Origin of the sequence: Alkalibacterium putridalgicola, from assembly GCF_900109825.1 — a bacterium.
Taxonomy (GTDB): Bacteria; Bacillota; Bacilli; order Lactobacillales; family Carnobacteriaceae_A; genus Alkalibacterium; species Alkalibacterium putridalgicola.
On record NZ_FOBL01000011.1, the window covers coordinates 40278 to 52396 of the forward strand.

Annotated in this window: 10 protein-coding genes; all 10 read left to right on the forward strand. The window is 46.8% G+C overall.

The genetic code is table 11. The features are described 5' to 3' along the window. Positions 1-371: 371 nt before the first annotated feature. Positions 372-1634, forward strand: coding sequence for a tetratricopeptide repeat protein (locus tag BMX84_RS05155; protein WP_091487792.1), 1263 nt, complete (start codon positions 372-374; stop codon positions 1632-1634). Between the two features lie 41 nt (positions 1635-1675). Continuing rightward, complete coding sequence (locus tag BMX84_RS05160) at positions 1676-2245, forward strand: ReoY family proteolytic degradation factor (protein ID WP_091487793.1); 570 nt, start codon at positions 1676-1678, stop codon at positions 2243-2245. A gap of 27 nt (positions 2246-2272) precedes the next feature. Beyond that, complete coding sequence (locus BMX84_RS05165) at positions 2273-2620, forward strand: nucleotide pyrophosphohydrolase (protein WP_091487795.1); 348 nt, start codon at positions 2273-2275, stop codon at positions 2618-2620. Positions 2621-2685: 65 nt separating this feature from the next. Beyond that, the gene (locus BMX84_RS05170; RefSeq protein WP_091487846.1) at positions 2686-3894 is read left to right on the forward strand and encodes a CCA tRNA nucleotidyltransferase; all 1209 of its coding nucleotides are present in this window, start codon (positions 2686-2688) and stop codon (positions 3892-3894) included. Between the two features lie 21 nt (positions 3895-3915). Then, on the forward strand, positions 3916-6804 hold the full coding sequence (locus BMX84_RS05175) for a helicase C-terminal domain-containing protein (RefSeq protein ID WP_091487797.1): 2889 nt from the start codon (positions 3916-3918) through the stop codon (positions 6802-6804). A 77-nt stretch (positions 6805-6881) separates the two neighbouring features. Then, positions 6882-7355, forward strand: coding sequence for a cell wall elongation regulator TseB-like domain-containing protein (locus tag BMX84_RS05180; protein WP_091487798.1), 474 nt, complete (start codon positions 6882-6884; stop codon positions 7353-7355). A gap of 31 nt (positions 7356-7386) precedes the next feature. Continuing rightward, entirely contained in the window at positions 7387-8682 is a 1296-nt protein-coding gene (gene asnS, locus BMX84_RS05185) for an asparagine--tRNA ligase (RefSeq protein ID WP_091487800.1), read from the forward strand. A gap of 676 nt (positions 8683-9358) precedes the next feature. Continuing rightward, positions 9359-10075, forward strand: a complete 717-nt coding sequence (locus BMX84_RS05190) for a DnaD domain-containing protein (RefSeq protein WP_091487801.1) — start codon at positions 9359-9361, stop codon at positions 10073-10075. 23 nt (positions 10076-10098) lie between these two features. Then, positions 10099-10767 (forward strand): endonuclease III, encoded by a 669-nt coding sequence (gene nth / locus BMX84_RS05195; RefSeq protein ID WP_281282302.1) that lies wholly within the window; start codon positions 10099-10101, stop codon positions 10765-10767. Positions 10768-10852: 85 nt separating this feature from the next. Further along, a complete protein-coding gene (locus BMX84_RS05200) occupies positions 10853-12109 on the forward strand; it encodes an aspartate aminotransferase type Ic (RefSeq protein ID WP_091487803.1) in 1257 nt (418 codons plus the stop codon). The last annotated feature ends 10 nt before the right edge of the window (positions 12110-12119 follow it).

Genomic DNA, 12119 nt, shown 5'->3' on the forward strand with positions numbered 1-12119 from the left:
TGATAGTGACCACTCAGCATCCTTTTAATCTTCAGAAGGCACGTGATGCCTCTTGTAACGACCTCCCAAAATAAATACTTAGCTGAGCGGGACATACATCATGCTTTTAGTTGCCGCTCAATAAAAAATCAAGATCGAATCTTTCAAACTGAACCAATATATGACCTGGTCAGACTTCAAATGTCCTCAGATGGCTGAAGTATCTCACGTAGACCGACTCTCTTCTCTTAAAAAAGAAGTTAACTTTCCGGCGTCATGCCTGGAAAGTCATCCTTTGAATCAAGGAAGAGAACGTGCAACTTTTTTTGTGAAATGCCGGTCTGTCTATGTTAAGATAAGAGAATAATCACGAGAAAAAGAGGCGATTTGAAATGTCCTATTCAACACAGATGATCGAAGCGATTCAGAACGAAGAGCTGGATCTGGCGAATGCATTACTTGAAAAAGCGATCGACGAAGATACGGAAGAAGATTTATATGCCCTGATAGAGACGCTATATGACCTGGGCTTTTTAGACGAAACGAAACAAGTGGTCACCCATCTGCTCACACAGTTTCCAGAAGAAGACGGTTTGAAACTCACTTTAGCAGAAATCGCGATCGAAGAAGGTAATGAGCTGGAGGCCTTTGAATGGCTGGATCAGGTCGATGCCTCAAGTCCCTATTACGTGCAGGCTCTGTTAGTCTCGGCAGACTATTACCAGACACTTGACCTGCCGGAAGTGTCGAGACAGAAACTTCTGTTAGCGAAAGAACTGCTTCCGGAAGAACCCGTGATCGATTTTGCTTTAGGCGAACTGCTTTTTGCCAGCGGCGAGTATAAAGAGGCCATCGGCTACTACGAAAACCTTCTGACCAATCACCACTTACAGTTTGCCGGAACGAGTATACACGGCAGACTCGGCAATGCGTACGGCGCGATCGGCGATTTGGAGAATGCGATCGACTATATGAATGAAGCGGTCGAGATGCAGGAAACGAGCGACCATCTTTTCCAGCTTGGGTATCTTTATTTTCAGAAAAAAGATTACACGCGCTCCACTGAACTCTTCAACAAGGTCAAAGAACTGGATCCAAGCTACACGTCTGTTTATGTATATCTGGCCAAAGGCTATCTTGAAGAGCATGACGAAGACAAAGCGCTGGAGATCGTTGACGAAGGACGCTATTATGACAAGGAGAACCCGCTCTTGTTCAGTATCGGGGCAGAAGCCAGTTTAGCCAAAGGGGATGCCGAAGCGGCTGAAGACTTTTACAAAAAAGCACTGGACCGTGATCCGGAGAACTTGTCCATTACACTCCATCTCACGAATCTTTTGATCGAACAGGAACGCTATGAGGAAGCTCTTTCCCTGATGGAAATGAAACTGGAGACCGGGGAAGAAGACCCTCAGCTTTTCTGGAACAGCGCAAAGGCGTATAATATGGAAGAAGAGTATGATAAAGCCCGTGAAAATTATGAAAAAGCCTATTATTCGTTAAAAGATACACCGGCTTTTATTAAAGAATATGCCGTTTTTCTTCGCGAAGAAGGCGACAGAGCAGGCTTTATCAAAGAAGCTAACCGTTATCTCGCGTTGAAGCCGGATGATCTGGAAGTTGTCGAGTGGATTAAGAATGAAGAACTTTACTAATTTTGGTATACTGTTAATAAGGAAAAAGGAGGGGAGTATCCATGTATAGTCGTGTTCAGTTAAAAGACAAGAAAAAGTTTCTGAAGTGGTTCTTACAGCGCTATCAGATGAAACGCAGAGAATCGATGTGGATCTTAAACTATTTACTCAATCATGATATTGTCTTGAATAAAACGAAATTCGTTGAAGAAGCGGATAAAACTCCTCGAGGCATTAAAATGGGAACTGTAGGCACGGATGATGAAGCCTTCCGTTTTTATAAAGACGGACAGGAATATGATCACCCCGAACAGGCCTTTCACGAAGTCAGACTCAACTGGCATACCGACCTTTACGTTGAACTGTTGTTTCAGGAATCCTGGCTGTCACCCGAATATGCGGAAGTGCTGGAAGACAACCCGTATGCGAAGTGGAACGACCGCATGCCGGACGAACTGGATGAACAGGTGGATGAAGCTGTCGACAGTTTTTATCTGCAGGAACAGAAACAGCAGCTGCTCGATGACATCGACCGTGCCCTTGAATCAGACAACCGGGAAGAATTTTATGAACTTACTGAATCACTGAAAGATATCGAAATGAAACTTGAAAATGAAGTTTCACCTTCATAAAACCAACTGAATGAGGAGAATGAACGGATGACAGAAATGAAAGACATGCAGCAGCGAGTGGACGAATATATCGGCCAGTTCAAAGATGGTTATTTTTCTCCTCTCGTTCAGTTGGCCCGTTTATCGGAAGAAGTCGGCGAGCTTGCCCGTGAGATCAATCACGTGTATGGCGAGAAACAGAAAAAAACCAGTGAGCCGCATAAACCGATGGAAGAAGAGATCGCCGATGTCCTGTTCGTTCTGATCAGTCTGTCGAATTCACTGGATATCGATCTGTCGGAAGCTTTTCATCAAACGATGAACAAATTCGAATTACGTGATAAATACCGTTTCGAACGCGTGGATGGACAGAACGATTCCGATGCAACAAGTTGAGAAATAAAGGAGAGAAAGAACATTAGCGCCAGGTTCGAATTGAGCGCTGGATGTTCGACACTATGATGAAAAAAGTCCCGATGACAGGGGAATTCAAAAAAGCGTTGCCTGTGCTGGAAACGATACAGGCTGCCGGCTTTGAAGCATATTATGTGGGCGGAAGCGTCCGGGATGCGCTCTTAGGCAAAGCGGTCAATGATGTGGATATCGCAACATCTGCTTTCCCTGAAGAAATCAAGCAGCTTTTCAAGAAGACGGTGGATGTAGGTATAGAGCATGGCACGGTGATGGTTTTACTGGAAGGCGAAAGTTATGAGGTCACAACATTTAGGACCGAATCGACGTATCAAGATTTCAGACGTCCTGATTCGGTCACTTTTGTGCGCTCGTTAAAAGAAGATCTGAAGCGCCGTGACTTGACGATCAATGCCTTTGCCATGGACCAGACCGGCGAGATCCAGGACTTTTTCGGCGGCGAACAGGATCTTGACAACCAGGTGATCCGTGCTGTCGGGAAAGCGGAGGAACGCTTCAATGAAGATGCTCTGCGCATGATGCGTGCCGTTAGATTCGCCTCACAGCTCGGTTTCAATCTGGAAGCCGACACCTTCTATGCTATCGTGGTCAACGCCCACTTGCTGGAAAACATTGCCGTGGAGCGTATCCGAGTGGAATTTGTAAAAATGGCGATGGGCAGGTACCTGAGACAGGGATTCGCAGGCTTTGTGGAGACCCGCCTCTATATGTACTGTCCGGGCCTTTTGCATGCCAAAGAAGCATTGAGGGATTTTGTGAAAGTGAAAGAGCCGATCCAAAGTGAACGTCAGGTTTGGGCCTTGCTTTTATATCAGCTGGGTATTCAGGAAGAAAAAGAAGCCCGTGCTTTCTTGAAGCACTGGAAGCTGTCCAATCAGCTGGTCAACGAGAGTGCCGATCTGCATCAACTGCTCTTGTATCGCTTGCATTACAGCCAGTCCAATGAAACAGTTTACCGTTATACAAAAGAGCTGGCACTGGATGCGGAAACCTGTCTGTATCTGCTCGATCTGCCCTACGATAAAGAAGCCGTCGAGACGATCGATGCCCACTTGCCGATCCATTCAAGGAAAGAACTGGACATCAACGGCAAGATCATTATGGAAAAAACCAGTCAGCGCGGTGGGAAATGGCTGGGGCAGGCCCTGATCGCTGCCGAGCGGGCTGTACTGAAAACGGAGATACCCAACGATACGGAAGCGATCCTGGCGTATCTGAAGCAGAATGACTATATTTAGCGGTTCGAGAGGAGGAGACGAATGAAGAAAGACCAGTTATATGCCATCGTGGATATCGAAGCCACGGGTGCCAGCATCGGAAAGAATGAGCGGATGATCCAGTTTGCCTGTGTGCTGGTCAAAAACGGCGAAGTCATAGAAACGTTTGATTCATTTGTCAATCCTTCCCGAAAAGTCAGCAAGCTCATCCGCGACTTGACCGGTATTTCCCTGAAGGATCTGGCTACGGCTCCTTATTTTGAAGACATCGCCCAGCTGATCCACCGGCTTTTAGAAGATACAGTCTTCGTGGCTCACAATGTCGGTTTCGACTATGCATTCCTGAATGAGTGCTTTGAACGTATCGGCCTGCCAAAGCTTTCGATCCCGGCCATCGATACCGTCGAGCTGGCCCAGGTCCTCTTTCCTAAAGAAGACAGCTACCAGCTGAAAGAGCTGACCGCGTCTTTAGGGTATGCGCTGAACAATGCCCACAATGCCTTGTTCGATGCCCAGGCGACGGTTTATTTGCTGAACAGGCTGGACGAACGTTTGCGCAGTCTGCCTTTAGTGACGGTCGAGACCCTGGCGCGCTTGTCTGAAGCGACCACGGCAGATACGTCACTCTTTTTCAGACAGGCTCTGGATGAAATGAAAGACGAGCCGTCTGATCTGGCTGAGTCTCTGGTCATCATCGACGGTCTGGCTTTGAAGAAACCCTTTTTCGATAACGAACAGGTTAACTATCGCGAAAAACATACATATCCGTATAAAGACGACGACAAACTGACGCAGATGGAAGCGGTGGGCTTGGAGTACCGTGAAAGTCAGAACCTGATGATGAATACGGTGTTCAATTACTTCAAGCAGGAAAATCCGGACTATGTCCAGTTCATCGAAGCGCCGGCGGGCCTTGGTAAAACATTCGGTTATCTGTATCCGAGCCTCTATATTGCTTCACCGGAGGAAAAGATCGTCCTGTCGACCTACACTAAACTGCTGCAGCGCCAGCTGGTCGAAGACAGTCTGCCGCAGCTTTTGGATGTGCTGCCTTTTGACAAGGCGGTGGCGCTGATGAAAAGTCCGAGCCACTATGTGTCCTTGTCTGCTTTTTACACGAAACTGAAAAATGTGGACGCCGGCGATACAGAAGCGGTGTTCTGCATGAAGCTGCTTGTCTGGCTCACGGAAACGGATGAAGGGGATCTGGAAGAAATCGGTTTAGGCAAAACCCTGCACCATCCCTTCTGGAATGAAGTCAAAAGTGTGCCGAACGCCAAACTGCAGTTCAAACAGTTTGAAGAGGTGGATTATCTTGCGCGACGGGAAAAGCGTCTGGAGCAGGCTTCTATTTTAGTGACGAATCATGCCTACCTGTTTTCTGAATGGCAGCGCCAGCCCGACCGGTTCTCAGACACGAAATTGCTGCTGGACGAAGCGCATCATGTGCCGGATGTCCTGGATCAGAATGCGACGGTCAAGCTGTCGACAAGGTCCATCACCAATGAACTGAAACGTCTGGGTTCAAAGGAGAAAGAAGACTCACTTTTGAATGACTGTCAGCTGCTTTTACCATCTGATAGTATGAAAGACTATCAGCTCGATACCCTGCATTCCACTGTTCAGCTGTTTTCGGAAGAATGGGAACACTGGAGTCGTAAATGGATCGACTGGCTGATCCACGCCGATTCTTATGAAGACCGGATCGTGGAATGGAAAGAGAAGACCATTCATTATGCCCAGCTGCCGATGGATATCAAGCGGGACACGAAGTTTTTATGCCGAAATCTAGAAGAACTGGTGTATGTGGGACGACAACTGACGGACGTTTTAGATACGGCTAAAGGGTCGTCCAGTGAGATATCTAGCGAGACATTTGCTGAGGCAGCCGAAAAGAAACCGGAAATCAGCCTGACTCAAAAAGAAAAACGGGTATTGTCCAAGATCAAAGTCATCCTGGATCACTTTGAAACGGTGGTGGAACGCTTTAACTATCTGTTCTTAACGGGAAACACGGCCAATCAGACGAGTGTCCGGTTCTATTCTAAGAACCCGCTCTCGACGTTGTCCTTTTTCCGTTTTGATCAGGCAGTGAAAGAACAGCTTTTGAACCAGTTCAATGCTTCTAAGCATGTGATCCTGACCAGCAGTACCTTGTCAGTCAATGATTCGGTGACTTATCTGCAAAAACAACTGGGGATCGTAAATAAAGAGCTGGCTGTGTATGCATCGCCTTATCAGTATGACCATCAGGCCAAGCTGTATGTCACGACGGATGTCGATACGCATGTGAATGAAAAAATGAGCGTGTCAGTGACCTTTATCACAGATCAGATCGAACGGGTACTGAGTCAGACGGACGAAAACTGTCTGGTCCTTTTCCGTTCGCATGACATGATCCAGCGGGTGTATCAGGCGCTCCAACGCCGCAGTCATCTTAAAGACAAGACGATCCTGGCTCAGAATATTTCCGGGAGCGCGACAAAGATCACGAAGCAGTTCAAAAAAGCGAAACAAAGCGTGTTGTTAGGCTCAGACAGTTTCTGGGAAGGTGTCGATTTTCCTTTAGATGAATTGAAGATCGTCATCATCACCAAGCTGCCTTTTGATGCTCCTGACATGCCGATGGTGAAAAAACGCCATCAGGAACTGCGGGAGCGCGGCGATAACCCCTTTGTGCATGATGTCCTGCCGCGTGCGGTCATCAAGTTCAAGCAGGGACTGGGCCGGCTGATCCGCAGTCAGGAAGACAAAGGGGTCTGGATCGTTCTGGATCGCCGAATCGTTGAAGCCAGCTACGCCTCTGTCTTTTTGAATTCCCTGCCGGGCGATCTGGAAGTCAGAGAACTTCCTTTGAATCAGATCATGGAAGAAGTATCTGCATTTTTCAAGACAGACCAACCGGAGGATGACGCCTTCCTGAATTCTTGAAAAGCCTTATTTATTTATCGGGGTCAATTTGATATACTGAGAGAGTTGATTAGGAAAGAATAAAAGAGGAGAACAAAGTGAAGAAAGTTATTATAGGACTTGTCCTGACACTCAGCGTAGTCATCGTCGGAGCTATTTACCTTTATCAGAGCGCCCATGCACCGTATGCTCAGGCTGAAGATGAAACGATCACTTTTTTAGCTGAACGGACAGATCTAGACCAGGTCGAAGACTTTTACTGGTATAATGGTGAAGTCACGACGTTTACTGTGAGAGGGTTCAATGAAGCAGAGGAAGAAAAGCTCTATATGGTCCAACCCGAAGGCGGAGCGATCGTGACCTTCGATGCTGCTGAAATCGTTACGGAACAGGAAGCGCGACGCGTGACAAGAGAGGCAAGAGAGCCCAAACGCATTCTGAATGCGAAAGTCGGTTTGATGAATGACACGCCCATCTGGGAAGTCACGTATAAAAATGAAAATGATCGGCTGGGCTACTACATCATCCACCTAAAGACAGGTGAATGGTTGCGGACCATCGATAATATATAATTGAAATTATTTAGGTGAAGGAGACTGCACAGTGAAGAAGATACAGATCATAGATTCAAAAAACCATGTTGGTGAAAAAGTTAAGATCGGAGCCTGGATCGCCAATAAACGTTCAAGCGGAAAGATCGCATTTTTAAGCCTACGAGACGGTTCGGCATTTTTCCAGGGCGTCGTTGTTAAAAGTGAGGTAGACGAGCGTGTCTTTGAACAGGCGAAAAGTCTGACACAGGAAAGTTCTGTCTGGGTCATCGGGACTATTTCAGAAGATGCCCGCTCAAAATTCGGATATGAAATACATATCGAAGACATTGACGTCATCAGTGAAGCGGTCGACTATCCAATCACACCCAAAGAACACGGCACAGAATTCCTGATGGACAACCGTCACTTATGGCTGCGTTCATCAAAACAGCATGCCATCATGCATGTCAGAAACGAGATCATTCGTGCGACTTACGAATTCTACAACAAGGAAGGCTTTGTTAAAATCGATCCGCCTATCTTGACGGGTAATGCGGCTGAAAACACGACGGAACTTTTCCAGACAAAATACTTTGACCGTGATGCCTTCTTATCACAAAGTGGTCAGCTGTATATGGAAGCAGCAGCGATGGCTTTAGGACGCGTCTTTTCATTCGGACCGACGTTCAGAGCGGAAAAATCTAAAACCCGTCGTCACTTGATCGAATTCTGGATGATGGAACCTGAAATGGCCTTTATGGATCATGATGATTCCCTTGAAGTTCAGGAAAAATACGTGGCGTATCTGGTACAAAGCGTACTGGATAACTGTGATCACGACCTGGATATTTTAGAACGTGACAAAGAACTATTGAAAAAATACACGGAACTGCCTTACCCGCGTGTGTCTTACGACGAAGCGGTAGAACTGCTGCAGAAAAATGACTTTGACGTGACCTGGGGCGAAGACTTCGGTTCACCGGAAGAGACCTTTATCGCTGAGCAGTACGACAAGCCTGTCTTCATCGTGAACTATCCAAAAGCGATCAAACCGTTCTACATGAAGAGACATCCGGAACGTGACGATGTCGTCTTATGTGCCGACATGATCGCACCTGAAGGTTATGGCGAAATCATCGGCGGGTCTCAGCGTGAAGATGACTACGAGATCCTGCGTCAGGAAATCGTCGACTTCGGCTTGAACGTGGATGATTACGAATGGTATCTCGATCTGCGTAGATACGGAAGCGTGCCTCACTCAGGCTTCGGTTTAGGCCTGGAGCGTATGGTGACATGGATCAGCGGAACCGAACATATCCGTGAAGCGATCCCGTTCCCACGTCTACTGAATCGTATTTACCCATAGAACGACTAACTACACCACTGTGAAATAAGGATTGGGACTGGCTTCCAGTCCTTTTTTCATAGTATCTGAAATGAAATACTCTGCTTTCTTATGAAAATTGAGAAATGGAGGAGTATAAAGGGAAGATAGCTGCCCTTCATGATGAAAAGTGACGTGTGGAGGGTAGAAAAGTGAGGGATATGTGCCTTTCACTGAAACGGTTGATGTGCGAAGGTCATAAAAAAGTGATATATGTGCCTTTCATTGAAGCAGTTGACGTGTGAAGGGCACAAAAGAACAATATATCTGCCCTTCAGAAGTACATTCGATGCGCGAAGGGCACAAAAACATGACTTATGTGACCTTTAGGAGTGACACTTACGCCTGAACGTCACATAAACACGATATATCTACCCTTTATGAAAGAAGCGGCAAGACGAAGGGCAGAAAAGTCCCGGATAAGTGCCCTTTACACCGAAATTTAAGACACGAAGGGCAGAAAAGTGACTGTTATCTGCCCTTCGTGAGGATCAGACATTTGTAAAGGGCACAAAACTACACTATTTGTGCCTTTCGACATTGAATCGACCATCTGAAGGGCACAAAAAGTTATTATTAACGACGAAAAGACGAGAAGGTGAGCAATCGCTCAGCGATTGCTTCCTCATTCCATGCAAGGATCTGAAGGAGAATAAAAATGAACAAGAATCCGCTGTTTGATTGGATAAGTGCAGGGACAACGGCTGTTCCCAACTATTTACTGAAGTATTACACAAAAATCGGCCTGAACAATGACGATCTGGTCACTCTTCTTCAATTACTCTCGCTGGTGGGAAACGGCCAGCGCTTTCCAGACAGTCAGCTTTTAGCCGACAGGTTGAACGTTTCACGTGAAGAGGCGTTTAAGGCTATCCATCAGCTGATGAACAAAAAAGTACTGACGATCGAGACTCGGGCAGACGAAGAAGGCAAAACGGTGGATGAATTTTCCTTCGATCTGCTTTATGAAAAACTGTCTGCGCTGCTGCTTCAGTCGATAAAGGAAGAGGAGTCAGAAAAAGAAGTCCTGGCTTCCAAAAATCTTTATCAGCTGTTCGAGCAGGAATTCGGACGCAGCTTGTCGGCCATGGAGATCCAGACGTTGAACATGTGGATCGAAGAGGATCATTACCGACCGGAACTGATCGAGATGGCGCTGCGTGAAGCGGTGCTGAACCAGGTCTACAGTCTGAAATATATCGACCGGATCCTTCTAAGCTGGGAAAAGAAAAATATCCGGACAAAAGAGCAAGTGGAAAAGGAATCCAAACGTTTCAGACAGAGTCAATCTAATGATGAGACGAAAGAGAAATCCGATCCGGACGAGAAACCCGTGCCGATGTATAACTGGCTGAAAGACAAATTTGATAATTAATAAGAAATAGAGGAGAAATCAGTTTGGCAAAGTCACCGAAATTACTGTCATCAAGAGAAACCACAGAATTGATCGAAGCGATGGGCGAGCTGTTTCCCGAAGCGAAAGCAGAACTGACGCATAAAAATGCGTTCGAGCTACTGATCGCTGTGATCTTAAGCGCCCAGACGACCGATGTCGGGGTGAATAAAGCGACACCGCAGCTGTTTGCAGCATATCCGACCCCAGAGGCCATGATGAACGCCGACGTGGAAGATATCATGGAGAAGATCAAAACGATCGGTCTCTACAGGAACAAGGCGAAATTCCTGAAAAAGTGTGCCACCCAGCTTGTCGAAGAGTTTGACGGAGAAGTCCCAAGTACACACAAAGAACTGCAGAGCCTGGCTGGCGTTGGCAGAAAAACGGCGAATGTCGTGATGAGTGTGGCTTTTGACGAGCCGGCCATCGCAGTCGACACGCATGTGGAACGTATCAGCAAAAAATTCAATATCGCTGACCCTAAGGCCACAGTGGTTCAAGTCGAGAAGACACTGATGGAGAAGCTGCCCAAAGACTTATGGAGTATCGCCCATCACCGGCTGATATTCTTCGGCCGCTATCAGTGCCCGGCCCGCGCCCATGATCATGACCAGTGCGTGCAGAAAGTCACCGAGATCATCGAAAAGAATAGACAAGCAGCCAAAAAGTGAAATTGGTGTCTGTAACGTTTTCATAATTTTTGCATATACGTTATAATTATAGATATTAAGTTTATAGTTATGAAGGGAGCACCATATGAGTCAGAAAGAAACGCGTTTAGATATAGTGAGAGCTCAATACGCGCTCTATAAGGAACGGCCGATGGATCTCACCATCGCCAGAGGCATTCCTTCAAAGAAACAGCTAAAATTGTCTGAAGGTTTAGTCAATGATGTCAAAATCGATGACTGGCTGAGTGAAGACGAAATAGATATCCGCAACTATGGCGGTCTGTATGGGATCAAGGAAGCCAGAGAGCTGTTCGGGTCACTGTTAAATACGACCGTGGAAGAGACCTTTGTCGGCGGTAATTCCAGTTTGCAGCTGATGTTCGCCGTTTTGAGTCATCATATGTATACAAAAGAAAAAGCTTGGAATAAAGATAAGGACAAGCCGATAAAATTCATCTGTCCGAGCCCGGGCTATGACCGTCACTGGTTCATGCTGGAACACTTGGGCATCGAAATGATTCCGGTCGAGCTGACAGGGAACGGACCTGATATGGAAGTGGTTGAAAAACTGGTATCTCAGGATGCTTCGATCAAAGGGATGTTCGTCGTACCAAAATACAACAATCCAACGGGCGAATCCGTTTCAGATGACGTGGTCGACAGACTGGCCACCATGCATACCGCTGCAGAGGATTTCGTGATACTCTGGGACAATGCCTATGTGGTCCATCATTTGCGAGATGAAAAAGTGGAAGTCAAAGACATCTTTGCAGCAAGCAAAACTGCCGGCAATCCTGACCGTGTCATTCAGTTCGTATCCACATCTAAAATGACGCTGCCCGGAGCTGGTGTAGCCGCAATGGGTGCTTCAGTAGATAATCTGCAGGAAATGGCCAGTCACTTCGGTAAGCAGCTGATCAGTTTTGATAAGATCAATCAGAAACGGCACGTGGCTTTTCTGAAAGACAGAGAAACCATCGAGGCGCATATGGAAAAACATGCCGAGATCCTGGCACCGAAATTCGACTGGATCGAAGCGATCTTGTCTGCTTACTTCCACGGAGACCGTGAATCCTTTGTGACCTGGACCTCTCCCAAAGGCGGCTATTTCGTTCACCTGACGACGGACGAAGGCTGTGCCTCAAAGATCGTAGAAAAAATGACGGCGATCGGTATTTCGCTGACCCCGGCGAATGCGGCCTATCCGTATGGCATCAACCCGCTGAACAACAGTATCCGGCTGGCTCCGAGTTTTGCCACGCTGGACCATCTGGAGATCGCTATGGAAGCTCTGTGTGTCTGTATAGAGTTGGTTACACTGGAAAAATATGAAAGTTTATAAGGAGGAGTTA

Excerpts from the sequence above, each read along its gene's own strand:
- BMX84_RS05200 (WP_091487803.1), top strand. The coding sequence starts at position 10,853 with ATGAGTCAGAAAGAAACGCGTTTAGATATAGTGAGAGCTCAATACGCG.
- BMX84_RS05170 (WP_091487846.1), top strand. The coding sequence starts at position 2,686 with ATGAAAAAAGTCCCGATGACAGGGGAATTCAAAAAAGCGTTGCCTGTG.
- BMX84_RS05175 (WP_091487797.1), top strand. The coding sequence starts at position 3,916 with ATGAAGAAAGACCAGTTATATGCCATCGTGGATATCGAAGCCACGGGT.
- BMX84_RS05165 (WP_091487795.1), top strand. The coding sequence starts at position 2,273 with ATGACAGAAATGAAAGACATGCAGCAGCGAGTGGACGAATATATCGGC.
- BMX84_RS05155 (WP_091487792.1), top strand. The coding sequence starts at position 372 with ATGTCCTATTCAACACAGATGATCGAAGCGATTCAGAACGAAGAGCTG.
- BMX84_RS05190 (WP_091487801.1), top strand. The coding sequence starts at position 9,359 with ATGAACAAGAATCCGCTGTTTGATTGGATAAGTGCAGGGACAACGGCT.
- BMX84_RS05160 (WP_091487793.1), top strand. The coding sequence starts at position 1,676 with ATGTATAGTCGTGTTCAGTTAAAAGACAAGAAAAAGTTTCTGAAGTGG.